Here is a 25,891-nt window from a genome sequence, read left to right on the forward strand (position 1 = left end):
CCGTTTGATTCCGCTGCGGCGACGCACGGAATGGGAGGGTCGGGCCGTATTGGGTATCCAGACATTAGGTTCACAAGAATCGCGTTGAGGAGCACGTCCCATGGCAACCACGATGGATCTTCGGATCGACCTGCAGCCGATCACGGCCCAAGGCAGCACCGAACCCTTCGCCTGGCACGCCGGCATCCAGGCGCGCGCCCAGGCCTTTCACACCGTCGATGCGATCCTGTTGCGCGAAGACCGCGACACGCTGGAGGCCGCCCGTCTCGATCGCGCGCTCGCTGCTGCCGCCGCAGCGGGGTTGACCGAGCGGGGCACACTGCTGCTGGTACCCGTGCAGGTTCGCGCCGGGTCGCCCGACCGCCTGCTCGGCCATCTGTTCCGCGCCGCGCTGCGCCACCGCTTCCCGCTCGACCAGATCGTCGTCGAGATCAGCGCCGACGAATCGACCGATCGCGATGCCGCCGCCGCGCTGATCCACGCCTGCACCGATCGCGGCATGATGATCGGCCTGAGCGACTTCGCCGCCGGCCCGCTCGCGCTGGGCCTGCTAGCGCACTGCTCGCCGCGGCTGATCCGCCTCGCCCCGGCGCTGGCCCATCACCTCGAGGCCGCGCCCGCACGTGCCCGTCTGGTCGAAGGCGTGCTGCGCCTCGCCCGCGGCATGGGCGTCACCGTGATCGCTCCGGTCCCCGTCGAGGACGCCGAGCGGCGCGCGGCGGCGGCCGCCGGCCTTCGCCATTTCGAGGGCACGCCGAACCATGCGCCGCGCCTCCGCCGCTACACCCGCCCGGTCCGTCGCTGGGGGGCTCCGATCGCAGCGCCCCGCCTCGCCGCCTGAGCGCGTACCGGATTTGCCAGCACGCGACGGCGCGACTATGCGCTGCGCCCCATGGCAGATCCCGTCACTCTCCGTCGTCTTTACGGCCGCCGCCAAGGCCACAAGCTCCGCCAAGGCCAGTCCGCGCTTGTCGAGGCATTGCTGCCGCAGGTGAGCGTGCCCGATGTCGGCCCGCTCGATGCGCAGACCCTGTTCGGCGACGATCGCCCGCTCGAATTCGAGATCGGCTTCGGCGGCGGCGAGCATCTTGCCGGCCAGGCGGCGATGCGTCTCGACCATGGCTTTATCGGCTGCGAGCCCTTCCTCAACGGCGTGGTCGGCGCGCTCAACCATATCCGCGACGGCGAGCTCGCCAATGTCCGCCTGCACATGGGCGATGCGCTGGAAGTCATGGAACGGCTGCCGGATGCCAGCCTGTCGCGTGTCTACCTGCTCCACCCCGATCCCTGGCCCAAGGCACGCCATGCCAAGCGCCGCATGGTCAACCACGGCCCGCTCGACCTGATTGCCGCCAAGCTCAAGCCCGGCAGCGAGTTCCGCCTCGGCACCGACGATCCCACCTATTGCCGCTGGGCGATGATGGTGCTCGGCCAGCGCAAGGATTTCGTCTGGCAGGCGAACACCGCGCAGGACTTCCTGACCCGCCCCGCCGACTGGCCCGAGACCCGCTATGAGCGCAAGGCGCGCCGCCAGGGGCATGAGGTCTGGTATTTCCGCTACGTCCGGATCTGAGCGCGAGCACAGCAGCCCCTGGGCGAAGACCCCGAGTAGCGTCCTGCCGGCGCGGCCCGTTGCTCAGGCCGCGCCGCCCGCCGCCTGACCGCTGCGGCGCCAGGCGCCGCGGAGCCCTCGCGCGGCAAAGGCCTCGACACCCGGGCGCACCAAAATCCAGTCGCGGATCGCCGGCCCCTGGGTGGCGCCCAGGGTCTGCTTGTAGCCGCTGTCGCCCGCGCCCCAGTCGACCAACGTTACCCCGCGCTCGCGCGCGCGCAGCAGGTTGCGATATTGCAGCAGCTTGCCCGGCGAATGCTTCGCCACTGCCGGATCATAGCTGTTGGCGATGGCATAGCAGCGCGTGCCGGTGACCAGATCGAACGAAAAGGCCATCGGCCGCCCATCGATGCGGAGCACCGCGGCGGAGAGCATGTCCGCCAGCACCGGATCGCGCAGCGCCGCTTCCCAGAGGGTGCCGTGTCCATCGGCCGTGAACTTGGCGTCGCGGCCGTCGGTGCGCTCGGTGATCCAGCTACGCCGCTCGACATCGGCCAGTGCATCGACATCCGGCGCCTCCCATTCCCAAGCGAGCGCCCCCACACTGCCGAGATGCTTCTCCAGATAGCGATTCTTGCGCAGCGTCGATCCGCGCGGCCAGCCTGCATCGAGTTCGAGCACGTACGACCGCGCAACGAACCGGTCGAGCAGGGTCCACCCGGCCGTCAACGCGCGCGCCTTCAGCCAGTCGAGCGCCGGGTCGCCGTCATAGACCGGGCCGATCCGCAACGCGCGGACCCGCCGCGCCAGTGTGCCGAGCAGCGCATCCGCCGCCTCCGGGCGCGCCCCTTCCGCCACGGGAAAGCTGCGGAACGGCCAGTAGCAGCCCGGGATCTCCGCCAGCCCCAGCCAGCGCGGCCCCTTGGCGACGAAGGGCAGGGCCGCGACCGGGCCATCTTGCTGGTCCTCCACCACCAGCGTGCGCGCGGTGCCGCCATATGCGTGCAGCGCTGCCGCGTACCACCGGTGCCGGAGGAAGCGGTGGCTTTCCGTTGCCTGTTCCGCAACCGCGTCCAGCGCGTGCGCAAGGCCCGCCAGCAAAGTGGCGGACACCCTATCCCCACTACAATCGTCATCGCCGCGAAGGCGGGGATCCATTTGCCAGGACGCTTGCCGAAGGAGCCGCGACGTTCCTACCAATGGATCCCCGCCTTCGCGGGGATGACGCCGGAGGTGTCGGAACGGCAACGTCATGCATCCTCTCTATGCCCGCACCCGTTACCATCCGGTGCAGCCCCTGCTTGCACGCAGCGCACCACCGCCTGCATAAGGAACACGCATGCAAGGCTTTTACCTTTCCACCGTATCGGAAACGATCCAGGCCGCGATCGCGCCGGTGTTCCTGCTCGCCGGTATCGGCGCGTTCCTGAACACGATGGTCGGCCGGCTCGCCCGCATTGTCGATCGCGCGCGGGTGATCGAGGAACTCCACCCCCGCTCCAGCGGCCCCGAGCATGACCGCCATGTCTGGGAGCTGCGCATCATCGATCGCCGAATCGCGGTGATCAACAACGCGATCTTTCTCTGCGTTGCCAGCGCGCTCGCCATCTGCTTCGTCGTCGCGCTGATGTTCGTGTCGCGGCTCGCCAACCTTCATGTCGGCATCTGGGTGGCCGTCGCCTTCATCCTCTCGATGCTGCTGCTGATCGCGGGCCTGCTCTATTTCCTCGTCGAGGTGCGGATGTCGCTGAAGGCGATCCATGTCCGCCAGGAATTGCTCGAACTCGACCGCTGACCCATTGCCCCGGGCGCGCCGCCTGACTAACACCCCCCTTCCCTTTCACGGGCGGGCAGGCAATGACGGACGCACCTCGTATCGGCATCATCATGGGCAGCACTTCCGATTGGGATACGATGCGCCACGCCGCGTCGATCCTGGAAGAGCTGGGCGTCCCGCACGAGACCCGCGTGGTCTCCGCCCACCGCACCCCGCAGCGGCTGTATGACTATGCCACCAGCGCGGCACAGCGCGGCCTCAAGGTGATCATCGCCGGGGCCGGCGGCGCGGCGCACCTCCCCGGCATGGCCGCGGCGATGACGCATCTGCCGGTGCTGGGCGTGCCGGTCGAATCCAAGACGATGAAGGGCCTCGATAGCCTCTATTCGATCGTCCAGATGCCCGGGGGCATCCCGGTCGGCACGCTGGCGATCGGCAAGGCCGGTGCCAAGAATGCCGCCTTGCTCGGCGCCGCGATCCTCGCCACGGCGGACGCGGCGCTCACCGAGAAGCTGATCGCCTGGCGCACCGCCCAGACCGAGAGCGTCGCGGAGGAACCGGCATGAGCGAGGTGCTGCCCCCCGGCTCCACCATCGGCATCCTCGGCGGCGGCCAGCTCGGCCGGATGATCGCGGTCGCCGCCGCCAATCTCGGCTATCGCACGCACGTCCTCGCCCCCGACGAGGAAAGCATCGCGGCGCAGACCGCCTCCAGCTTCACCCGCGCCGACTATCACAGCCATATCGTGCTCGACGAACTGGCGAGCCACGCCGACGTGATCACCTACGAGTTCGAGAATGTCGCGCTCGCCCCCGTCGCGCATCTCGCGCGCAAGGTGCCGGTGCGCCCGGGCGCCAAGAGCCTGGAGATCGCGCAGGACCGCGCCAACGAGAAGGCGTTCGTGGCCGAGCTCGGCGGCCGCACCGCGCCCTGGGCGCTGGTCACTACCCGCGACGAGCTGCATGCCGCGATCGCCAAGATCGGCGCGCCCTCGATCCTGAAGACGCTACGGCTCGGCTATGACGGCAAGGGGCAGATGCGCCTGCACGACGCGTCCGAGGCCGAGGCGGCCTGGGCCGCCATCGGCGAGCGGCCGGCGATCCTCGAAGGCTTCGTCACCTTCAGCCATGAATTCTCGATCATCACCGTGCGCGGGCTGGACGGCACGCTCGCCAGCTATCCGCCGCCCTGGAACGAGCACAAGGACGGCATCCTCGCCCGCTCCACCCTGCCCGCTCCTGCCGCAATCGCCCGCCACTGGACGGAGGCGGCGGCACTCTCCGGCCGCGTCGCCGAGGCGCTGGGCCATATCGGCGTGCTGACCTGCGAGTTCTTCGCGACAGAGCAGGGCCCGGTGTTCAACGAAATGGCGCCGCGCGTGCACAATAGCGGCCACTGGACGATCGAGGGCGCCGAGACCTCGCAGTTCGAGAACCATGTCCGCGCGATCTGCGGCCTGCCCTTGGGCTCAACCGCGCTGACCGGCACCCATGTGGAAATGGAAAACCTGATCGGTGACGAGGCCGATCGCTGGCCCGAACTGCTCGCCGAGCCGGGCACCCATCTCCACCTCTACGGCAAGGGGCAGGCCCGGCCGGGGCGCAAGATGGGGCATGTCACGCGGGTGAAGCGGGGCTAGCCTCCGTCACCCGCCCGCGTGGCGGTTCAGTTGCCCTCGGAATCGACGACGAAAACCTCGGGCTTGCCCCGCGACAGCGGATCCCACCCGGCTGAGAGCGCCGAGCGGACGCAGCGCGTGATCGTCGCGTCGTCCAGCTGGAGGCGGCCGCGCGGCAGCCCCTTCAGCAGGCGCTTGGGCGCCGGGAACTCCAGCCACGCCTCGCGCTTGGCATCGCGCTGGGCGACCGCGACGGTCATGCCCTTCCAGCCCTCGTCGTCCGACAGATGGGGCTCGCGCTGCAGACGCCAATCATAGGTCACGCCATCCAGATCGATGGCACCGCTGGTGCTCAGGGATTTCGACATCGGCGCCCCCTAGCACGGTAACCGCGCCAACGCACGGCCGCAGGTCCGCCCCCTACTGGACCAGTCCCGCCACCACCGGCAGCGCCGAGGCGAAGATCGTCGGCAGGCCGTTATGGATGTAGATCCACTTGGCATAGTCGAGGAAGATGTCGGTGCGGTAGGCCGTCACGTCGTTGCCGAAGGTGAACAGCACATAGTCGCTGCCCAGCCGCTCGGTCAGCGCGGCGCTTTCGGCGGGATCCATGCACTGGATCTCGAAATGGAGCACCGCCGGGCGACAGCCATGGTCGAGCACATCGTCGATGATCACCTTGTCCATGCCCTCGGCGTCGATCACCAGGATGTCCGGCGTGCGGCCTTGCGCCTGCGCGGCCAGCGCATCGAAGCCGGTGATCGGCACGGTGACGCGCTCGATGCAGGTGCCGATACGCCGGGTCGTCTCCGCATCGATGGTCAGCCCGCCGATCGCATTCTTGTCGTCATAGACCGAGGAAATGCCGAGTACCCAGCGCGGCAGGCCCGCAGCGGCTGCCTTGTCCGGGTTGATCGCGTTGAGCACCAGCGGCTGCCCATCGGCGCTATAGGCTTGCTGCAGCAGCACGGCATTGCGGTTGTTGGCATAGCCGCGTTGCAGCATGCCGAACATGTACGGGTTGGGCTCGAGCAGCAGCGCGGGCGGATCGTAGTTGACCATCGCCGAGCGCAACGGATCGACCAGCACGCCGTCCGCCGCGCCGATCTGCCACACCATGCGATCGCGATCCTGTCCGAGCAGCCAATGGACGATCTTGTCGAATTCGAACGCCGCGCGGTCCGCCGGTGCCACCACCAGGCTGCTGCTGAGGAACTGCGCCGCCTCGGCGGCCATGCGGCGCGCATCGGCCATCACCGTCAGCACGAGCCGGAGGTCCGTCGCCCAGCTGTCGTCATAGCCCTCCAAGATGCCGGCGGCGTCGACCAGGTCGCCCTTGGCGAGCAGATCGAGCGCCTTGCCCTTCTTCTGCTCGGGCGGGAGCCAGGCACCGCCCCAGACGTGCACGCCAAGCGTCGTGCCCAGATCCTTGCGGCGGATCGAGGACAGCGGGGCATCGTACAGATAGGGGTAGAAGGCCTCGGGCGGTAGGCGGCGATGCGCGTGCTTCGCCAGATAGCTGCCAAACAGCCAGGGGCCGGTCGTGACATTGGGGCGCGATTCATCGGGCGCGGCAGCAAGGATATGGTCGATCAGGTCGCGGAAGATCGGGTGCCCCGCCGGGGCGCCGATGAAACCGATCGAGCAATATTCGGTGGCCTCGGTCTCGTTGCAGACGGTGAGTTCGCGGCACAGCGCCTCGGGCTCGAAATGGCCATAGGGCATGATGTCGCAATCGAGATAGATCCCGCCATGCGTGTAGAGGATCTCGTAGCGCGCGAGATCGGCGCGCGAGACATGGCTGGCGAAGCGATCGAGCGCCGGCCGCGACAGCGTCAGCTGGTCGAGATCGCGATCGGTCCAGGTGCGGAAGATACTGTCGGGAAACTGGCGCTGCCAGGCCTGCCAATAGGCTTCGTAGGCGGGCGGAATCGGCCGCGTGCCGAACCAGATCCGGTGGAAAGTGGTAGGCCCGTCCGACGCGCTGTCCAAGGCAGGCACCGGCACCGGGCGCACGGCGGCGGCCGGCACGGGCTTGCGGTCGTCGGCCGGGGCCGCGATGGGCGCTGGCGTGGGAGCGGAGGTCGGCGCCGCCACCACCTGCTGGTGCAGTTCGTCATAGATGCCCAGCGTGCTCCCCCAGAGCTGCTCGGCATAGACCGGCCCCGGGCCCTCATATTTCACCCCGGAGAAATGCTCGGGGATGAAATAGTGGCTCGGGTAGATGCGCAGACCGTGATAGCGATAGTCGCGGTAGGAATCGGTCAGCCGCTTCGGGCCTACGCTCTCCCACGCCATCCGGTCGACAACGCTCGGTTCGTTGTAGATGTCGCCGATGATCTGCGCGACGAACGGGTTCTTGGGCTGCGCGGCGAAATAGCCCGCGGCGATCAGACCGGGCCGCGTCATCTCGTTTTCCCAGCAGGCAAAGGCCTCGCAGTCGAGCAGATGGTCGTCGAGCGGCCGCACGCACACGCTGTCGGCGTCGACGACGAAGCCGCCATGTTCGTACACGATCTCCCAGCGCATCATGTCGGCGACGCCGTTCAGCTCGCGATCGGACATTTCGCTCATGTGGCGGCCGTTGATCCAGCCGCGCTGCTGCAGCGACTCATTGCCCCAGATACGGATCTCCCAGCCGGGATTGCGGGTGCGCCAGGTGTCGATGCAATTGTCGGGCCGCTTGGTTTCGTCCCCCACCCAGATGAAGTGCAGAATCTTGGGTATCATGCAGCAGTCCTTCGATCCGAGCAGCAGCACGGGCGCACGCAGGCCGCGGCCGCACGCGTCCGGAAGCATGGAATATCTCTAGCTCTTATAGACGCGGTGTGCCCCGAAGGTCGGCCAGGTGAAGACTTGATTCAGCATGAATGCCAACCGCGCGCAGTGCCACGCGACGGTCGGCCGGAACGCTAGCGCTTCCCCGGCTCTACGCGATCCGCGAGCCGCGCCACGGCGGCGGCGTGGATGCCCTGCGTCGTCGCCAGCACGCCATACGCCTCGCCCGCGGGCGTGTTGAACGCCAGCGGCTGGCCCAGCGCATCGGTGACCGCAGCACCCGCCTCGCGAGCCAGCAGCACCGCGGCGGCGATGTCCCATTCATGCCCCCAGCGCAGCGTCGCGACCAGATCCGCCTCGCCCGCCGCGACCATCGCGATGCGCAGCGCGATCGAATTGGGCTTGGGGACCGTCACCAGGTCGCGGTCTACCTTGGGGAGCTGGTCCGCGGGCACCCGCGCGCCGCGCAGATCCGCGCGCGCGGCGGCGTGCAGCGCCACGCCATTCCGCCATGCCCCGGCTCCGACCTGCGCGGTCCACACTTCGCCGCGCGCCGGTGCATCGAGCACGCCGATCACCGGCTGACCATCCTCCACCAACGCGATCGATACCGCCCAGCCCGGCCGTCCGCGCAGATAATCGCGCGTCCCGTCGATCGGATCGACCACCCAGAGCCGCGACAAGGCCAGCCGGTCGGCATTGTCCACCGTCTCCTCGGACAGCCAGCCGGTATCGGGGAGCAACGCCCCGAGCCGCGCACGGAGCAATGCATCCACCTCCAGGTCGACCGCGCAGACCGGGTGGCCGGGCACCTTTTCCCAGCGCGCGAAATCGCTCTGCCAGCGCGCCATCGCGTGCCGGCTAGCCTCGGCGGCGATGCCCGCGATCTCGGCGGCGAGCTCAGGCACCGGCGATCGTCATTCCATCGATGCGGACCGTCGGCGCGTTGATGCCATAGCGGAACTCGAGATCGTTGGCCGGGGTGAGCGCCAGGAACATGTCCTTGAGGTTGCTCGCGATCGTTACCTCGGAGACGGGCACGGTGAGCTCGCCCTTCTCGATCAGGAAGCCCGCGGCACCCCGGCTATAGTCGCCGGTCACGCCGTTGACGCCCTGGCCGATCAGCTCGAACACATAGAGGCCATGCTCGATCTCGCCGATCAGCGTCTCGGCCGGCACATGGCCCGCTTCCATATAAAGGTTGCTCGGCGACACGCCCGGCGCCCCGCCGCCGCCGCGCGTGGCATGGCCGGTCGGCTCCAGGCCCAATTGGCGGGCGGCAGCGCTCTCCAGCAGCCAGGTCTCCAGCAACCCCTCGCGGACGATCTGCATGCGGCTGACCGGCAGCCCCTCGCCGTCGAACGCGCGCGAGCGGATGCCGCGGGGCCGGTGCGGATCGTCCCAGATCGTCACGCCGGGGGCGAAGATCTGGGTGCCCAGCGCGTCGAGCAGGAAGCTGGTCTTGCGGGTAATCGCCGCGCCCGAGATCGCCCCCATCAGATGGCCGAGCAGCCCCGACGACACGCGGCGATCGAACACCACCGGCATCGCGCCGCTGGCGATCTTGCGCGGGTTGAGCCGGGCGACCGCCCGCTCGCCCGCCAGTCGCCCGATCGCCTCGGGCGAGTCGAGCATCGCGGCATGGCGGGCCGAGTGATGCGCGTAATCGCGCTCCATCGCACCCTCGCTGCCGGCGAGCACGCTGGCCGAGATGCCGTGGCTGGATTGCGCATAGGCGCCGTGGAAACCGTGGCTGGTGACGAGCGCAAGCTGCACCCGGCTGGCGCCTGCCCCCGCGCCTTCGCTGTTGGTAACGCCCGCGACACCGCGCGCGGCCTCTTCGGCGGCGAGCGCGCGGGCCTTGAGCGCGGCCGGCTCAACCTCGGCGCCGTCGTCGAGATCGAGATGCGGCGGCAGCCCGTGCATCAGCCGATCCTCGGGGGCCAGGCCCGCCCACTGGTCCTCGGGCGCTTCGCGCGCCATCGCGACGACGCGTTCGACCAAGGTCGCGATCGCATCGCTGCTCAGGTCGCTGGTCGAAACGCTCGCCGAGCGCTTGCCGACGAACACGCGCAGGTCGAGCTCCTCGGCCTCGGAGCGCTCGACATCCTCCAGCGCGCCCATGCGAACGGAGACGGACAGCGAGCGGTCGGCGGAGAAGACCGCGTCGGCGGCGTCGGCCCCGGCGCGGCGGGCACGCGCCACCGCATCGGCGGCGCGCTCCAGGGCGGAATCGTTGGTCAGCATCCCCGCGACTTAGGGACGCGGGGGCACAAAATCAAAGTCCGGACATCCCCACGACCGTGCAGGCGGCCAGCATCAGGAACCCCGCATCGCGATTGGCGCGGAAGCGGCGCAGCGCATTGGCCCCGTCGGCGGGTCTGAGAGTCGCCAATTGCCAGACGAAATGCACCGCCACCGGCAGCAGCGCGAGCAGCGCCAGCGGATCGGGCCGCACCCTCCACAGCGCCATCGCCCACAAGCCCATCGCGCCGACATAGAGCAGCCCGACGCCGCCCCGCACCTGCGCCCCCATCCGCCGCGCCGAGGAACGCACGCCGACGATCGCGTCGTCCTCCACGTCCTGCAGCGCATAGATGGTGTCATAGCCGATCACCCACAGGATGGTGCCGGCATAGAGCCACCACTGCGCGCCCTGCCGGCTGGCGAAGGCCGCAGCGGGATCGCCCGCGACGAACCCCACCACCGCGCCCGATCCGAACACGATGCCGAGAAACGCCTGCGGCCACCAGGTGATGCGCTTCATGAACGGATAGGCCGCGACCACCGGCAGCGTCGCCAGCGACCAGAGCTTGGCAGGAGTGGGCATCGCCAGCCACACGGCGAAGCCGATCGCCAGAAGTACGGCGAGCCAGGTCCATGCCGAACGTACGGAGACCGCGCCGCTCGGGAGCGGGCGGCTGCGGGTGCGCTCTACCTGCGCGTCGAGGTCGCGATCGACGATGTCGTTATAGACGCAGCCCGCGCCGCGCATCGCGATCGCGCCGAGCAGCATCGCCGCGATCCGCCACCAGCTGCCGTCGGGCAGGCCGGAGAGCAGTGCCCCCCAGGCGCAGGGCAGGAACAGCAGCCACCAGCCGATCGGCCGGTCCAGCCGGGCGAGCAGCGCATAGGGCCGCCAGCCGCGCGGCAGCAGGCCGACAAGGCCGCGATGTTCGGTATCGGGGGTAATGGGGGTAGCGCCGGTCATGCGCCGCCTGCTGCCACAATCCGCCGCCCTCCCCCAGAAATTTTTCGGGCATAATTTCGCGACAATCCGGGCATAGCGCACGGATGGGTTTCACCGGGAGGAAGAGAATGCGGGGATTGCTGGTCGCGGGGCTGATGCTGGCGGTGTCGGGCGTAGCGCAGGCGCAGGACGCGCCACGCCCGCGCGGGCTGTTCGTCAGCCCGATGGGCGAGCCGTTTCGCGGCACCGCCGATGGCAAGGCGCCGCAGGATGCGTGGTTCGATGGCGCCGATGCCGATCACGACGGCGCGCTGACGCTCGACGAGTTTCGCGAGGATGCGATGCGCTGGTTCAAGGTGCTCGACCGCAAGGGCGATGGCGAGATCGATCCCGCCGACATCGAGCATTACGAGACCGTGCTCGCTCCCGAGGCGCGCGGCGGCGGCTTCGAGACCGGCGGCCCGACGATGGGCGACAATGGCGAGGTGAAGGCGGCCGATATCGGCTCCACCCGCGTGCTGAGCGGCCTTGCCCGCTTCAATTATCTCGGCAGCCCCGAGCCGGTGACCGCCGCCGATTCGAGCCTCAACGGCGGCGTTAGCGCGATCGAGTTCATGAGCGCAGCCAAGCGCCGCTTCGATCTGCTCGACGCCAATCATGACGGCAAGCTCACCAAGGCCGAATTGCCCGAACTACGCACCGGCGCGTTCAAGCGGGGCGGGCGTGGCGGACGCGGCGGCGGTGGTGGCGAGGGCGGCGGCCGGCGCGGCGGCGGCGGTCATCGCGGCGGCTATATGGGCGGGTCCATGGGCGGATCGATGGGCGGCTAAAACGCACTCACCCTCACCCTCCCCACCGCCTCCGGCGGCGGGTCCCCTCCCTCTCCCGCAGGCGGGAGAGGGCGCTCATTCCCTCTCCCTTCCAAGGGAGAGGGAGGGAGGCGCGGAGCGCCGGAAGGGTGAGGGTGAGTGAGGGTAAGAAAGGGTAACGGAGCTCCCCCCTACTCCCGCTCGGGCACCGGCACGTTGAACCCGTTGAGCGTCACCGACACCAGGCTGTACAGCCCCACCAGATAGATCAGCTCGTTCGCGCCGTGCTGGCCGAACGTGTCGACCGCAAGCCGGTAGCAGGGCTCGGGCAGCACCCCGCCCTTCACCAGCGCATAGGCGACGTCGAACGCGACATTCTCCTGTTCGTCGAGATCGGCGGGCTTGAGCCCCGCACAGATTGCCGAGATGCGCGCGGGCGACATCTTCTCCTTCTCGGCCACCGCGACATGCGCGTAGATCTCGTAGGCCGCATCGAAATGCGCGCCGGTGACGAGGATCGCGATCTGCCGCGCCGGATCGGGCAACGTCGCTTCCATCGACATCGCCTTGGTCAGTTCCCAGATCGCGCCGCCGATCTTTGGCTCGTGCAGCCAGGGGTTCCACGGCCCCATCAGACTGCCGTCCTCGCCCACCGCGACGAAGGCGTTGAAGTTGGACGAGATGCCGCGCTTCATGTCGTCATACAGCGGCTTCTGCTCGTCGGAGAGCTGGTCGGGCTTCAGGAGAGGCAAGCGCATGGTCGTGCAGTCCTTCGCAGGGCGCGGCGGAGCTGCCGCGCTGCACAAATGCTACAGCACCGCGTTGGCTCCGGCGATCCTCAGCGGGACGAGGGGTGCAAATGCCGCCTCTGCGTCCGCGCGCATTCGGGAGAAAGACGAACGTCCGCACCCGGGTACAGAAAATCGACCCTGGGAGTGGGGAGGATGCCCGGCGTCGCTGCGCTCCACGCGGGCGAGCAGGTGCGGGACAGACATTTACTCCCGCGCGCCGGGACCGTCCTCCACCATCTGCCGCTGTCGCAGCTCCATTTCCTTCTGCCGCGCACGATCACGATGCGACTTGATCGCGAAGAACATGCCGGTTCCGAACACGGCCACCTTGAACGTGCCCAGCAGGATGGGGACCCAGATCATCGCTTCTTCCTGAATGTTTTGCGCTACGGTCGGCGTGAGGCGGATGCAGACGCTACTGCTCCCTGTGAGACGGCAATACAACATCGACGAAGAATGACCGGTCGATCCGCCCACCTCGCCCTACCCCGCCGCCCTGCAAGCCCGCCCGAGAATCGTCAGAGAACGCGCCGAACGCCCGGGATCGCCCGCAGCGCGGCGGCAACCACGAATGCCCCGATACAGGCAGCTGCCGAAACGCCGACGAACTTGACCCAGGGCGCAGCGGGCATCGTCGCCGCCCCTCTGCTGAGCGCGACGACGACCGGCGGATGCACGATGAACGCGCCGAACGCATTCGCTGCGCACCACCGCCCCAGCGGTCCCAAGCGCCGCGCCGGGACCGTGGCCCAGGCGAACAGCTTCAGGATCACGCCCGTCGCGACGAACGGCTCCCACAGCGCATAATAAAGCGCGTTCCCGTTCCACCCGCCTTCGAAGCCCCCGGCGGCACCATGGACGACGATCACGACGGGGAGCGTCGCGATGGCAAGCACAGCGACCGCCAGCCAGGGGAGGGCCGTCCGCAGCGCGATCCGCTCTAGCAGCCGGTGCGGCGCGGCGGCGATGCCGGCGAGGAAGAGCAGGATATAGCCGGGGAAATAGCCGAGTTGCAGCCACAGCACCTCGTGCCCGACCGGGATGACCAGACGCACAGCGAACGCCACGAGGCCGATCCCGATCATCGCCAGCAGGAGGGTCCATGGCCGCGGGAGTGCCGCCGCCGTTCGTCCGCCGGGTGGAAACGCCCCCGCCCGGCGCAACAGCGCATAGGCATGCGCGAAGATCAGCAGCGCCAGCGCGAACCAGAGCGGGCCGGGGCCATGGGTTCCCCCGACGATCCCCTGCCCCCAGCGCCGCAGCAGATCCTCCCATCCCGTGGCGTCGGCGATGGCCACGGTGAGCGGGAACAGGACGAAGAAGAACGCCAGCAGCGGCAGTCCGAGCCGGATCCAGCGGTCCGCCAGATAGCGCCCGCCGCCCTTCCGGTCGAACGAGGCGGGCGTGTAATAGCCCGCCAGCAGGAAGAACAGGCCCATGAAATAGGACTGGTTGACCGCGTTGAACATCACCAGCAGCGGGTTCGACGCGTTGGGCTCCTGCCGCCAGAACCACCCCCCGGACCCGCCATAGACGATCGCCGTGTCGTGCAGGATGACGAGCATCGTCATCAGCACGCGCACCAGATCGATGCCGGCGTTGCGCTGTGTCGGGGCGGGTGCGGGGGTCGATGCCATCCCGGGGGTATGAAGCGAAACGTTGCGCTCGCCAACCGATCTGCGCGTGTCGGCTTTACCCCGCCGCCAGCGCCGCGCGGATGCCGTCGATCACGAACTGCACCGCCAGCGCCGCGAGCAACACGCCGAGCAGCCGCGACACCACCGCTTCGATCTTGGCGCCGACGATCCGCATGATCGGCCCCGCCGCGAGCAGCGCGAGCACGCACAGCAGCAGCACCGCCAGCATCGCCGAGAGCACGACCGCGGATTGCTCCAGCCCCTTGCTCTGCGCCATCAGCAGCATCACCGAGGCGATCGACCCCGGCCCGGCGATCATCGGCATCGCCATCGGGAAGATCGAGATGTCGACCGGATCCTCGGCCTTCACCTTCTCGGCGCGGTCCTCGCGGCGTTCGGTGCGCTTCTCGAACACCATTTCGAGCGCGATCAGGAACAGCATGATGCCGCCAGCGATGCGGAAGGCGTTGAGGCTGATCCCCAGCGCGTGGAGCAGCGCCTCGCCGAACAGCGCGAAACCGAGCAGGATGATCGAGGCGACCATCACCGCGCGCACCGCCATCGCGCGGCGATGCACGGCGTTGGTCCCCGCCGTCAGCCCCGCGAAGATCGGCGCGCAGCCGGGCGGGTCGATGATGACGAAGAAGGTGACGAAGGAGGAGACGAACAGCTCGATCAAATCGCGTCTGCCTCGAGCGATACCCCCGCATTGCGGTGCGCGGCGACCAGCGTGTTGCGCAGCAGGCAGGCGATCGTCATCGGGCCGACGCCGCCCGGCACCGGCGTGATCGCGCCCGCGACGCTCGCCGCGCCGTCAAAGTCGACATCGCCGACCAGGCCAGCGTCGGTGCGGTTGATGCCGACGTCGATCACGGTTGCGCCTGGCTTGAGCCACGCGCCCTTGACGAAGTGCGGGATGCCCACCGCCGCGACGACGATGTCAGCATGCTTCAAATAATGCGGCAGGTTACGGGTGCGCGAATGGACGATCGTCACCGTCGCGCTTGCCTTGGTGAGCAACGCCGCCATCGGCTTGCCGACGATGTTCGAGCGGCCGATCACCACCGCGTCGAGGCCCGACAGGCTGCCCAGCTTGTCCTGCAGCAGCATCAGGCAGCCGAGCGGGGTGCAGGGCACGAAGCCCTCCAGCCCCGTCGCGAGCCGGCCGGCATTGACCGGGTGGAAGCCGTCGACATCCTTCTCTGGCGAGATGCGCAGCAGCACAGCCTGCTCGTCGATATGCTTGGGGAGCGGCAGCTGGACGAGGATGCCGTCGACGCTGGCATCGGCATTGAGCTGGTCGACCAGCGCGAGCAGCGCCTCCTGCGAGGTATCGGCGGGCAGCTTGTGCTCGAAGCTCGCCATCCCGGCCTCGCGCGTCTGCTTGCCCTTGGAGCGGACATAGACGGCAGACGCCGGGTCTTCCCCCACCAGCACCACGGCGAGGCCGGGCACGCGCCCCGCCGCCGCTTCGAATGCAGGAACCAGGGTCGCGATGCGGGCGCGCAGGCCCGCGGCAAATGCCTTGCCGTCGATGATCTCAGCCGTCATGCGCCTCGCCATATAGGCTGCGGGCGATTTGTTCCAGCGCCGCACCGTCGCCCGCGATCGAAAGTCGCTTGAGCCGCGAGGTTTCGCCCGCGATCAGCGCCACGTCGCGCTTTGGCACCCCGAACGCCTTGGCGACCAGCGGCACCAGCGCGGCATTGGCGGCACCCTCCACCGGCGGCGCAGCTAGGCGGGCGGCGAAATGCTCCTCGGTGCCGGGCCCCAGCATGTCGCGCGACGCCCGGGGCGTCACGCGCACGGCGATCTCGAGTCCGCTGGCGCTAGGCCGCCAGGCCGGCACGGCTCAGAACGCGGCGCCGGCGATCAGGATCGCGATTCGCGGGATCACGATGTTCTGCAGGATGTAGAGGATCAGCAGCACCACCAGCGGCGACAGGTCCAGCGCGCCGAAATCGGGCAGGATGCGCCGGAAGGGGCGGTAGAGCGGCTCGGTGATCCGGTACAGCGCGTTCCACACCGCGCGGACGAAATCGCTGTGCGTGTTGATGACGTTGAACTGGATCAGCCATGACAGGATCGCCTGGATCACGATGATCCACCAGACGATGTTGAGCAGCACCTGCAGGATCTGCAGCAGCATCAGGCCAATCTGGGTCAATTCACTCTCCGCGACACCGTTTCAGGTGCGATATAGGATGAAATGCGCGCCGGACAATCAGGCATGCACCAGCGTACCGACGCCCTGGCGCGTGAAGATCTCCAGCAGCATGCCGTGCGGAATGCGCCCGTCGAGGATCACCGCCGCGTCGACCCCGGCCGCGACCGCGTTCACGCAGGTCTCCACCTTGGGGATCATGCCGCCCGAGATGGTGCCGTCGTCCTTCAGCGCCTGCACCCGCGCCGCGTCGAGATCGGTGAGCAGGTCGCCGGTCTTGCTCAGCACGCCGGGCACGTCGGTGAGCAGGAAGAAGCGCTTGGCGCCGCACGCCCCGGCGATCGCGCCCGCCATGGTATCGGCGTTGATGTTGTAGGTGTGGCCGTCCGCCCCCAGCGCGATCGGCGACACCACCGGGATGAAGCCCGACGCCGCCAGCGACTGAAGGATGGAAATGTCCACCGCCACCGGCTCGCCGACGAAGCCGAGGTCGACATGGCGCTCGATGCCCTGCAGCGGATCGGCCTCGCTGCGCTGCACCTTCTCGGCGCGCACCAGCCCCGCATCCTTGCCCGAAATGCCCACGGCCCGGCCGCCGGCCGCCGCGATCCAGGCGACGATTTCCTTGTTGATCGATCCGGCGAGGACCATCTCGGCGATCTCGGCGGTCGCCTTGTCGGTGACGCGCAGGCCGCCGACAAAGGTCGATTCGACGCCGAGCCGCTTGAGCATCCGGCCGATCTGCGGGCCGCCGCCATGGACGACGATCGGGTTGATCCCCACCGCCTTCAGTAACACCACGTCTTCGGCGAAGTCGCGCGCCAGCTCGGGATCGCCCATGGCGTGGCCGCCATATTTCACGACGAAGGTGGCGCCGGCATAGCGCTGCAGATAGGGCAGCGCCTCGGTGAGGGTCTCGGCCTTGGCGAGCAGCGCCGGATGGGGTGCGTGATCGGTCATGCGCGGCCCTTTAGAGCCGCTCAGCCCCTACGTCCATCGAGAGCGCGACCTAGGGCGACTGCGCCGGTGATCAGGAATGGCACCAGCACGATCGACAGCACCACCTTGGTGAGCATCTGTCCGGCCATCAGCTCCAGGATCGGCCGCTCGCCGAGGAAGGAGATGCTGATGAACAGCACGGTGTCGACGATCTGCGACACCACGCTTGCCACCATGCCGCGGAACCAGACCAGGCCGCCCGGGCCCGACTGGCCGCGCAGCTTGTTGAAGATGAACACGTTGAGCGTCTGCGACGTGCCGTAGGAGATGAAGCCCGCCAGCATCATCCGCACGCCCTGCCCCACCACGATCGGGAAGGCGGCGATGGCGGGCGGGTACATGCCGGGATCGGTCGGCAGGATCAGCACCAGCTGGATCAGCGCGGCGGACATCAGCAGCGGCACGAAGCCCAGCCGCACCAGCCCGGTGGCAACCGCCTGGCCGTGCAGTTCCGCCACCGCGCTCGACAGCACGACGAGGATGAGGAAGCCGAAGATGCCCGCCTCCACGGCGAGCGGCCCCAATGCGACCTGCTTCACCCCCAGCACGCCCGCCATGCAGACCATGCCGCCATAGAGGATGGCGTAGACGAACAGCGAACGGGGGATGACGAGCTTCTGGGTATCCATCGGCGGGTGCTAGCGCCAAAGGCCTCGCGGTGGAAGATGGTGTTACGGGCGGATGCGTCCCGGGTACGACATTGTACCGCGCTCGGCGTCGCTGGCACCGCGTGACATGGTCGCGGCACGCTCCGCACCCATGGGCGCGGCCACGCCGGTTGCGTGGCAGACCATCGGTTGGAACGCGACCGCGCTGCAAACCTGTCCGGACATGCCCCGCGTCGCGCCGACATTGCTCGATGCGTCATCGAATATATCGCGCGGCGGCACACCGCATAGATATCGTGCCCACTCAGACATTTAGGAACGCCTCCGGTCAACGCATTTTCGCATCATAAAGTACTCGTTAAGTAATACTTATGAGCAACCTTCTTCCATTTTAATACTGGCCTCATGTAACAAGCTGAAATATGATGTTATTTTCAGCCATATGCATTTTTGACAGTCGCTCTTTCTAGAATGCGATAGCGGGATCGGAGGGATCCTGCCGTGCCGGCGACCCGGCAATGTTCGCAGAAGCGACTTTTCATTCCAGAAGGTAATCATCATGGCATTTTCGGTTAATACCAACGTCGGCGCAATGGCGGCTCTTCAGAGCCTGACTTCGACCCAGAAGGATCTGGCTACCACCCAGAACCGCATCAACACCGGCCTGTCGGTGTCTTCGACCAAGGACGATTCGGCGTCCTATACGATCGCGCAGGGCCTCCGTGGCGATCTGGGCGGCCTGAAGGCGGTGTCTTCGTCGCTCAGCCGCGCCAAGAGCGTGACGGACGTCGCCGTGGCCGGTGCCGAGCAGATCTCCGACATCGTCAACCAGATGAAGGCGAAGGCCACCCAGGCGGCCGATGCGGGCATCGACAGCTCGACCCGCGACGCGCTCAACAAGGACTTCACTGCGCTGCGCGACCAGATCACCACGATCGTCAACGCGTCGGACTTCAACGGCACCAACCTGCTCAAGGCTTCGGGTGGTCAGGTGACCGCGCTGCAGTCGCTGCAGGATTCGAACACCACGACCACCGCATGGAACCCCGACTCGCTGAGCGTTGCGAACCAGGGCCTCGACCTGGGCGGCTCGACGATCACCGTCGCGTCGAGCGGTCAGATCAACTCGCAGGCTGCGGCACAGTCGATGGTCGACACGCTCACCACGACCCAGAACAACCTGAAGACCACGCTCAGCACGCTGGGTGCCGCCTCGCGCAAGATCGACGCGCAGCAGACCTTCACCAGCAAGCTGTCGGACGTGATCGACGGCGGCATCGGCAACCTTGTCGACGCCGATCTGGCGAAGGAATCGGCAAAGCTGCAGGCCCTGCAGGTCAAGCAGCAGCTTGGTGTCCAGGCGCTGTCGATCGCCAACCAGGCGCCGCAGACGATCACGTCGCTGTTCCGCTAATCGCCCAAGGCCCCAACCCTGGGGGGCCAAAGGCTGCGGGGACCGGGATGGCGCGCCATCCCGGTCCCTTTTGCTTTCCCGGCCGAAACCGCGGCCAGCAATATCGTCCGCCGTTGCAGCGGCGAAGACCGCGGGGTCGTCCAATAACGTCGACGTCCCGCGCCGCTTGCCGGGCTCGCCCACCCAGCTATGGTATCGCGCGTCACTTGTCCGGGAATTCGCGTCGATGCCGTCCATTCGCCTGCTCTGCACTACCGCGCTGATCGCGCTCGCCGCGCCTGCCCTGCCCGTCTCCGCCCAGCAGGCCCCCTCGGCCACCGCGCCTGCGCCGCTGTCCACCCTCGTTGACCAGGTGAAGCTCCCCTATGAGCAGTTCACCCTCGCCAACGGCCTGCGCGTGATCGTCCATACCGATCGCAAGGCGCCCGTCGTCGCGCTGTCGGTGTGGTATGATGTCGGCTCCACCTTCGAGCCCGCGGGCAAGACCGGCTTTGCGCATCTGTTCGAGCATCTGATGTTCAACGGCTCGCAGAACGCCCCCGGCGACTTCTTCGAGCCGCTCAAGCAGGTTGGCGCCACCGATCTCAATGGTACCACCAGCTTCGATCGCACCAATTATTTCGAGACGGTGCCCAAGCCCGCGCTCGCCCGCGCGCTGTTCCTCGAAAGCGATCGGATGGGCTGGCTCACCCCGGCGATCACGCAGGCCGTGCTCGACGAGCAGCGCGGCGTCGTCCAGAACGAGAAGCGCCAGGGCGACAATCAGCCCTATGGCCTGATGAAATATCCGATGTTCGCCGAATTGTTCGGCGGCACGCCCTATGGGCATCTGCCGATCGGATCGATGGCCGATCTCGACAAGGCCAGCCTCGCCGATGTGAAGGGCTGGTTCCACGATCATTATGGCCCGAACAACGCGGTGCTGGTTCTCGCCGGCGACATCGACGCCGCCGAGGCGCGGCCGCTGGTCGAGCAATATTTCGGGAGCATCCCGCGCGGCCCGAAGAGCACGCCGCCCAGCGTGACGATGCCCGTCCGCACCGCGCCCAAGACGATCCTGCTCAAGGACAGCGTGCCCGCCGCGCTGATCGTGCGCAGCTGGGCGATTCCCGGGCTCAACGATCCGGATTCGGTCGCGCTCGAAGTGTTCGGGCAGGTGCTGGGCGGGCTCGCCAGCTCGCGGCTCGACAATGCGCTGGTCCGCAAGGAGAAGCTGGTCGTCAACGTCTCGGCCGGCGCCTATCCCAACGCGCTGCTCGGCATGTTCCAGATCCAGGCGGTGCTCAAGCCGGGGGTCGATCCGGCGCTGGTCAACCAGCGCATCGACGCGATCCTGGCCGAGCTGCTCGCCAAGGGCCCGACCGCCGACGAAGTCCAGCGCGTCGCCACCAGCAACGTCGCCAGCACGATCGCCGGGCTGGAATCGGCGCGGGCGCAGGCCGCGACGCTGGCCGAGGGCGCGCTCTATTCCAACGATCCCGGCTTCTTCCGCAAGCGTCTAGGCGAACTCGCGGCGATGACGCCCGCCAAGGCGCGCGCCGCCGCCGCCAAATGGCTGACGCGCCCGGCGCTGACCATCCGCGTCGAGCCCGGCGCGCGCGAGACCTATCAGGAATCGGCGCCCGTCCCGCCCGCCACCCCGGCCGCCGAGGCGGCGATCCTCAAGGGTACGCGCGGGCCCCTGCCCGATGTCGGCCCGGTGCGCGACATCCGTTTTCCCGACGTGACCCGCACGCGGCTGTCGAACGGCATGGAGGTGATCTATGCGCAGCAGCGCGCGGTGCCGATCACCCAGGTGTCGCTGAGCTTCGACGCCGGCATCACCGCCGATCCGGACGGCAAGGCGGGCACCCAGAACCTGACGCTGTCGCTGCTCGAGGAAGGCACCACCCGTCGCGATTCGATCGCGATCGCCGAGGCCGAGGAGCGACTGGGCGCCAATATCGGCGCGGGCAGCTCGGCGGACCGCACCTATCTGACGCTCACCCTGCCGAGCACCAATCTGGGCGGCGCGATGGAGCTGTTCGCCGATGTCGTGCGGCACCCCGCCTTCGTCCCCGCCGAAGTCGAGCGGATCCGCGCGACGACGCTCACCGGCATCCAGTTCGAGCTGAGCGATCCCAGCGGCCTCGCCAATCGCGTGCTGCCGGGGCTGCTCTATGGCAGCGCCTATCCCTATGCCAAGCTCGGCAACGGCTCGGGCGATCCCGCCGCGGTCGCCAAATTGTCGCGCGACGATCTGTTCGCCTTCCACCGCGCCTGGATCCGGCCGGACAAGGCCAAGCTCTTCGTGGTCAGCGACCTGCCGCTGGCGCAGGTCAAGGCGGCACTGGAGGCTCGCTTCGGCGACTGGAAGGGCGAGGGCGCCGCGGGCGTCAAGGCGTTCGCCGGCAAACCCCAGCCGACCGGCGCCCGCATCGTGCTGGTCGACCGGGCCGCATCGCCCCAGTCGCTGATCCAGGCCGGGGCCATGACGCCGCTCGATCCCACCGGCGATCTGCTCGTCGCGATCACCGCCAACCAGGTGCTGGGCGGCGGCTTCCTGTCGCGCATCAACATGGAGCTGCGCGAGAACAAGCACTGGTCTTACGGCGCGGGCGGCGGCTTCAACTGGCTCGAACATGCAGTGCCCTATGCGATCGAAGCCCCCGTGCAGGCGGACCGTACCGGCGACTCGATCCAGGCGATCCGCCAGCAGGTCCGCGATTTCCTGACCACCAAGGGCGTCACGCCCGCCGAGCTCACCCGCGAGGTCAACGGCGCCACCCGCGAGCTGGCCGGGCGATTCGAAACTGCGGGGGCGGTGCTGGGCGCGATGCAGCAGAACGACATCCGCCACCGCCCGGACGATTATTACGACAGCATCGCGCAAAAATATCGCGCGCTCACCGCGCCCCAGCTTGACGCTGCGGCACGCGGGGCACTGGACGTCGATCGCTTCGTTTGGGTGGTGGTGGGCGACGCCGCCAAGGTCCGCCCGCAGCTTGACAGCCTCGGCCTGCCTGTCGAGGTGATCAGCGCAGCGTCGCTGGCGGGGAAGGCCCCGCCGGCAACCAAGTAATTACGCAAAGGAGAGTCCCAAGATGGCAAATGTGGATGGCAGCTGGAACACCGTGACCAAGTCGCCGCTGGGCGACCAGGAAGCGACCCTCACCGTCACCAGCAACGGCGATACGTTCACCGGCAGCTTCAACGGCGCGATGGGCCAGACCGAGATCAAGGACGGCAAGGTCAATGGCGACACGCTGAGCTGGTCGCTCGACATCTCGGTGCCGATGCCGATGACGCTCACCTGCGAAGCGACCGTCAACGGCGACAGCCTCGACGGCACCGTCACCGCGGGCGCGTTCGGCAGCTTCCCGATCACCGGCACGCGGGCGTAACCTAGGGCCGATCACCCTCACCCTTCCGGCGCTCCGCGCCTCCCTCCCTCTCCCTTGGAAGGGAGAGGGAAGGCCGCCTCACTCCCTCTCCCTTCCAAGGGAGAGGGAAGGGGCCCGCCGCCGCAGGCGGTGGGAAGGGTGAGGGTGACCCGCCAGAACGCACCCCCAGGGGACTTGCCCAACCCCCACGACTTCCTACAACATGGGCATGAGCGAAAACCCCACGCCGCCCGTCGCCGCGACCCGCCCGCACAGCGTCTCCCACCACGGCATCACCATCGAAGACCCCTGGGCCTGGCTGCGCGACCCCGGCTACCCCGACGTCACCGACAAGGACGTACTCGCCTATCTCGAGGCCGAGAACGCCTATTTCGACGCGATCATGGCGCCCCACAAGCCGCTCGCCGAGACGCTGTTCCAGGAGATGCGCGGCCGCATCAAGGAAGACGAATCCAGCGTCCCCCAGAAGGACGGCGACTGGCTCTACTGGACCGATCACGAGGTCGGCGCCGAATATGCCCGCTGGTGGCGCAAGCCCGTCGCAGGCGGCGACGACCAGCTAATCCTCGACGAGACCCCGCTCGCCGCCGGCAAGGAATATTTCCGTCTCGGCGAAATCTCGGTCAGCCCCGACGGCCGCCTGCTCGCCTATGCCTATGACGACAACGGCTCGGAGCGGTTCGAAGTCCGCATCAAGGACCTCGCCACCGGCGAACTCCTCCCCGACACCATCTCGGGCATGCTCTCCGAGATCGTCTGGACCGCGGACTCCAAGGGCTTCCTCTACGGCCTCGCCAACGAGAATTGGCGCACCGACAATGCCCGCTGGCACAAGCTGGGCGAGCCGGTCGAAAACGACATCGAGCTGTTCCGCGAGAAGGACGAAGGCTACCGCGTCGCCGTCGGCGAGACCTCGTCGCGCAAATGGCTGACCATCGCCACCGGCGACCATGTGACCAGCGAAGTCTGGCTGCTCCCCGCCGACAACCCCGCTGCCACGCCGATCTGCGTCGCCCCGCGCCAGCCGGGCCGCGAATATGACGTGGACGAGCATGACGGCACGCTGTTCATCCACACCAACGATACCGACACCAACTGGCGCCTCGTCACCGCACCCATCACCGCCCCCGGCGAATGGACCGAGCGCATCGCCCCCTCGCGCCATTTCTACATGACCGGCGTCAGCTGCTTCGCCGATTTCTTCATCGTCGAGGGCCGCGAGGACGGGCTCGACCAGATCGAGCTGCACCGCTACGACGCGAGCGTGCCCCCGACGCGCCTCAACTTCCCCGAGGCGAGCTATGTCGCGGGCCTGGGCGACAACCCGGAGTACGCCGTCACCAAGCTGCGCCTCGGCTATGAATCGATGGTCACCCCCGGCACCGTCCAGGATTACGACGTCGCGACGGGCGCGCTGGAGACGCTGAAGGTCCAGGAGATCCCCAGCGGCTATGACGGCAGCAAGTATCGCACCGAGCGCCTGACCATCACCGCGCGCGACGGCACCGCCGTCCCCGTCTCGATCGTCTACCCGCAGGACTTCCCGCGCGACGGCACCGGCAAGCTCTATCTCTATGCCTACGGCGCCTATGGCCACGCCATCCCGCCGGGCTTCTCGACCAGCCGCATGTCATTCCTCGATCGCGGCATGGCCTTCGCCATCGCCCATATCCGCGGCGGCGACGATCTCGGCCAGCACTGGTATCACGAGGGCAAGCTGGAGAAGCGCACCAACACCTTCCACGATTTCGTCGACGTGGCGAAGGGGCTGATCGCGCTCGGCTATACCGCGCCGGGCAAGATCGCCATCGCCGGCCGATCGGCGGGCGGCGAGCTGATGGGCGCGGTGGTCAATTCGGATCCCGAACTGTGGGGCGCGGTGATCGCCGACGTGCCGTTCGTCGACGTGCTCAACACCATGCTCGACGAGAGCCTGCCGCTCACCCCCGGCGAGTGGCCCGAATGGGGCAACCCGATCGAGGACAAGGCGGCATTCGAGCTCATCCGCAGCTACAGCCCGTACGACAATGTGCGGGCACAGGCCTATCCGCCGATGCTGATCTCGGGCGGCCTCAACGACCCGCGCGTGACCTATTGGGAGCCCGCCAAATGGGCCGCCCGCCTGCGCGCGACCAAGACCGACGACAATATCCTGCTGCTCAAGACCAATATGGGCGCCGGCCATGGCGGCAAGTCCGGGCGGTGGGAGAGTTTGCGCGAGTACGCCGACGAGATGGCGTTCGTGCTTTGGCAGTTGGGGGTGGAGGGGTAACCCTCCGCCACTTCACGCTGCTCGAATTGGTATTTTTGCGGTATCTCGGACGATAACGATGTCAACTTTTTTGCGGCTTCTAGCCACTTCAATTGCATCGGTTTGCGACAGGTAACGCTTGATTACCTGCGATGTGCTCTCGGCCCTTTCAACCCAAGTACCCGCGAATTCCTCATCGACAAATCGAACCCTATGCGGCCAAGCTGTCATTCTAACCTTTAATTCCGATATTCTTGGCAGTTGCCGCATAGCCTTCTTTATGGCGACTGCCAAAATATCTACAGACACGGCAATGATCACCACGTTCTCTAGGTGCGTTTCAAGATCGGAGGTCGCAACATTACTATCAGGATTATGCGCAGAGCGGTGCCTCGCCTTTGATACTCCCAAAAAGTCATCGCGGAGATTTATTCTACTTGCGCCAATCATTTGCGCAATGCTTCCGAGTTTATTCCACGGATTTTCTACACCGAAAGCAGAAAGAAACTTCGATACGTCCGATTCCGCTACATTTGACCCTCGAGGGCTAAATCCAAGCGCGGTGTAATTTGCGGGATTTTCTGCGTATCGAGATAACTGCCCTAACTTCTCCTCTGTGAAGGCTTGCTGTTCTGAATTATCCCTAAGGGAGATTTTCGTTGCGAGACCGATCACCGCATCGACTGAAAGCAATTTCTTTAGCTTACTATCAAAATCCGCAAAGCTTAAACCACATTGCGGCAGATCTGATACCACCGACTCAAAACGGCTCGCCAGATATTTTTCTAGCGAAGAAAACGCAGAAACTGTCAGGCCATGTCTTAGAATTCTTGCTCGTATATTATGCGGATCATGAGTTGGAAGCACATCTATAAGAAGTGGCTCCTTCGCAAGCGCACGCATCTGGCTTACACTGCTAT

The 25,891-nt window shown here is 67.3% G+C and carries 26 protein-coding genes; 10 read left to right on the forward strand and 16 right to left on the reverse strand.

Annotated elements, in window-relative coordinates:
* The first annotated feature begins 100 nt into the window (after positions 1–100).
* Together RT655_RS08895 and RT655_RS08900 are read left to right on the forward strand one after the other, a co-directional pair.
* Positions 101–841, forward strand: coding sequence for an EAL domain-containing protein (locus RT655_RS08895; RefSeq protein WP_313536200.1), 741 nt, complete (start codon positions 101–103; stop codon positions 839–841).
* A 51-nt stretch (positions 842–892) separates the two neighbouring features.
* Positions 893–1,573: a tRNA (guanine(46)-N(7))-methyltransferase TrmB gene (locus tag RT655_RS08900; protein ID WP_313536201.1), complete on the forward strand. Its 681-nt coding sequence runs from the start codon at positions 893–895 to the stop codon at positions 1,571–1,573.
* A gap of 63 nt (positions 1,574–1,636) precedes the next feature.
* Here the strand turns inward: RT655_RS08900 and RT655_RS08905 are convergent, their stop codons facing one another.
* Complete coding sequence (locus RT655_RS08905) at positions 1,637–2,665, reverse strand: GNAT family N-acetyltransferase (RefSeq protein ID WP_313536203.1); 1,029 nt, start codon at positions 2,663–2,665, stop codon at positions 1,637–1,639.
* 226 nt (positions 2,666–2,891) lie between these two features.
* Between RT655_RS08905 and RT655_RS08910 the strand changes: the two genes are divergently transcribed.
* From RT655_RS08910 to RT655_RS08920, 3 genes are all read left to right on the forward strand, one after another.
* A complete protein-coding gene (locus tag RT655_RS08910; RefSeq protein WP_313536204.1) occupies positions 2,892–3,347 on the forward strand; it encodes a DUF2721 domain-containing protein in 456 nt (151 codons plus the stop codon).
* Positions 3,348–3,409: 62 nt separating this feature from the next.
* The gene (gene purE / locus RT655_RS08915) at positions 3,410–3,895 is read left to right on the forward strand and encodes a 5-(carboxyamino)imidazole ribonucleotide mutase (RefSeq protein ID WP_313536205.1); all 486 of its coding nucleotides are present in this window, start codon (positions 3,410–3,412) and stop codon (positions 3,893–3,895) included.
* A complete protein-coding gene (locus tag RT655_RS08920; protein ID WP_313536206.1) occupies positions 3,892–4,968 on the forward strand; it encodes a 5-(carboxyamino)imidazole ribonucleotide synthase in 1,077 nt (358 codons plus the stop codon). Before purE ends, RT655_RS08920 begins: the two co-directional genes overlap by 4 nt.
* Positions 4,969–4,994: 26 nt before the next feature.
* Here RT655_RS08920 and RT655_RS08925 read toward each other — a convergent pair whose 3' ends face one another.
* From RT655_RS08925 to ubiA, 5 genes are all read right to left on the reverse strand, one after another.
* Positions 4,995–5,315: a hypothetical protein gene (locus RT655_RS08925; protein WP_313536207.1), complete on the reverse strand. Its 321-nt coding sequence runs from the start codon at positions 5,313–5,315 to the stop codon at positions 4,995–4,997.
* 52 nt (positions 5,316–5,367) lie between these two features.
* Positions 5,368–7,746 carry a glycosyltransferase gene (locus RT655_RS08930; RefSeq protein WP_313536208.1) on the reverse strand — a complete coding sequence of 793 codons (2,379 nt, stop codon included), beginning with the start codon at positions 7,744–7,746 and terminating at the stop codon, positions 5,368–5,370.
* Between the two features lie 113 nt (positions 7,747–7,859).
* Complete coding sequence (locus RT655_RS08935) at positions 7,860–8,633, reverse strand: 3'(2'),5'-bisphosphate nucleotidase CysQ (RefSeq protein WP_313536209.1); 774 nt, start codon at positions 8,631–8,633, stop codon at positions 7,860–7,862.
* Positions 8,626–9,972, reverse strand: coding sequence for a TldD/PmbA family protein (locus RT655_RS08940; RefSeq protein WP_313536210.1), 1,347 nt, complete (start codon positions 9,970–9,972; stop codon positions 8,626–8,628). The genes RT655_RS08935 and RT655_RS08940 overlap by 8 nt, the downstream gene beginning before the upstream one ends.
* A 31-nt stretch (positions 9,973–10,003) precedes the next feature.
* Positions 10,004–10,936, reverse strand: coding sequence for a 4-hydroxybenzoate octaprenyltransferase (gene ubiA / locus RT655_RS08945; RefSeq protein ID WP_313536211.1), 933 nt, complete (start codon positions 10,934–10,936; stop codon positions 10,004–10,006).
* Between the two features lie 107 nt (positions 10,937–11,043).
* Here ubiA and RT655_RS08950 point away from each other — a divergent pair, with 107 nt between their 5' ends.
* Positions 11,044–11,745: an EF-hand domain-containing protein gene (locus RT655_RS08950; protein WP_313536212.1), complete on the forward strand. Its 702-nt coding sequence runs from the start codon at positions 11,044–11,046 to the stop codon at positions 11,743–11,745.
* 170 nt (positions 11,746–11,915) lie between these two features.
* On the opposite strand, the gene RT655_RS08955 is transcribed toward RT655_RS08950, so the two are convergent.
* The 9 genes from RT655_RS08955 to RT655_RS08995 form a co-directional block, all read right to left on the reverse strand.
* Positions 11,916–12,482 (reverse strand): carboxymuconolactone decarboxylase family protein, encoded by a 567-nt coding sequence (locus RT655_RS08955; protein WP_313536213.1) that lies wholly within the window; start codon positions 12,480–12,482, stop codon positions 11,916–11,918.
* A gap of 237 nt (positions 12,483–12,719) precedes the next feature.
* Positions 12,720–12,878, reverse strand: a complete 159-nt coding sequence (locus tag RT655_RS08960; protein ID WP_313536214.1) for a hypothetical protein — start codon at positions 12,876–12,878, stop codon at positions 12,720–12,722.
* Positions 12,879–13,033: 155 nt separating this feature from the next.
* A complete protein-coding gene (locus tag RT655_RS08965; RefSeq protein ID WP_313536216.1) occupies positions 13,034–14,152 on the reverse strand; it encodes an acyltransferase in 1,119 nt (372 codons plus the stop codon).
* Between the two features lie 55 nt (positions 14,153–14,207).
* Positions 14,208–14,831: a MarC family protein gene (locus tag RT655_RS08970; protein ID WP_313536217.1), complete on the reverse strand. Its 624-nt coding sequence runs from the start codon at positions 14,829–14,831 to the stop codon at positions 14,208–14,210.
* Complete coding sequence (folD, locus tag RT655_RS08975; protein WP_313536218.1) at positions 14,828–15,703, reverse strand: bifunctional methylenetetrahydrofolate dehydrogenase/methenyltetrahydrofolate cyclohydrolase FolD; 876 nt, start codon at positions 15,701–15,703, stop codon at positions 14,828–14,830. Before folD ends, RT655_RS08970 begins: the two co-directional genes overlap by 4 nt.
* Positions 15,693–16,001 carry a DUF167 domain-containing protein gene (locus tag RT655_RS08980; RefSeq protein ID WP_313536219.1) on the reverse strand — a complete coding sequence of 103 codons (309 nt, stop codon included), beginning with the start codon at positions 15,999–16,001 and terminating at the stop codon, positions 15,693–15,695. Before RT655_RS08980 ends, folD begins: the two co-directional genes overlap by 11 nt.
* A gap of 3 nt (positions 16,002–16,004) precedes the next feature.
* A complete protein-coding gene (locus RT655_RS08985) occupies positions 16,005–16,301 on the reverse strand; it encodes a YggT family protein (protein WP_313536936.1) in 297 nt (98 codons plus the stop codon).
* A 75-nt stretch (positions 16,302–16,376) separates the two neighbouring features.
* Positions 16,377–17,276, reverse strand: a complete 900-nt coding sequence (gene argB, locus RT655_RS08990; RefSeq protein ID WP_313536220.1) for an acetylglutamate kinase — start codon at positions 17,274–17,276, stop codon at positions 16,377–16,379.
* Positions 17,277–17,296: 20 nt separating this feature from the next.
* Positions 17,297–17,944 carry a queuosine precursor transporter gene (locus RT655_RS08995; RefSeq protein WP_313536221.1) on the reverse strand — a complete coding sequence of 216 codons (648 nt, stop codon included), beginning with the start codon at positions 17,942–17,944 and terminating at the stop codon, positions 17,297–17,299.
* Positions 17,945–18,482: 538 nt separating this feature from the next.
* Here RT655_RS08995 and RT655_RS09000 point away from each other — a divergent pair.
* From RT655_RS09000 to RT655_RS09015, 4 genes are all read left to right on the forward strand, one after another.
* On the forward strand, positions 18,483–19,337 hold the full coding sequence (locus RT655_RS09000; protein ID WP_313536222.1) for a flagellin: 855 nt from the start codon (positions 18,483–18,485) through the stop codon (positions 19,335–19,337).
* Between the two features lie 226 nt (positions 19,338–19,563).
* Positions 19,564–22,398 carry a pitrilysin family protein gene (locus RT655_RS09005; protein WP_313536223.1) on the forward strand — a complete coding sequence of 945 codons (2,835 nt, stop codon included), beginning with the start codon at positions 19,564–19,566 and terminating at the stop codon, positions 22,396–22,398.
* Positions 22,399–22,420: 22 nt separating this feature from the next.
* Positions 22,421–22,720, forward strand: coding sequence for a hypothetical protein (locus RT655_RS09010; RefSeq protein ID WP_313536225.1), 300 nt, complete (start codon positions 22,421–22,423; stop codon positions 22,718–22,720).
* A gap of 208 nt (positions 22,721–22,928) precedes the next feature.
* A complete protein-coding gene (locus tag RT655_RS09015) occupies positions 22,929–24,992 on the forward strand; it encodes a S9 family peptidase (protein ID WP_313536226.1) in 2,064 nt (687 codons plus the stop codon).
* 12 nt (positions 24,993–25,004) lie between these two features.
* Here RT655_RS09015 and RT655_RS09020 read toward each other — a convergent pair whose 3' ends face one another.
* Entirely contained in the window at positions 25,005–25,874 is an 870-nt protein-coding gene (locus RT655_RS09020) for a HEPN domain-containing protein (protein WP_313536227.1), read from the reverse strand.
* Positions 25,875–25,891 lie beyond the last annotated feature (17 nt).

Source organism: Sphingomonas sp., assembly GCF_032114135.1.
In the GTDB taxonomy this organism is placed as follows: Bacteria; Pseudomonadota; Alphaproteobacteria; order Sphingomonadales; family Sphingomonadaceae; genus Sphingomonas.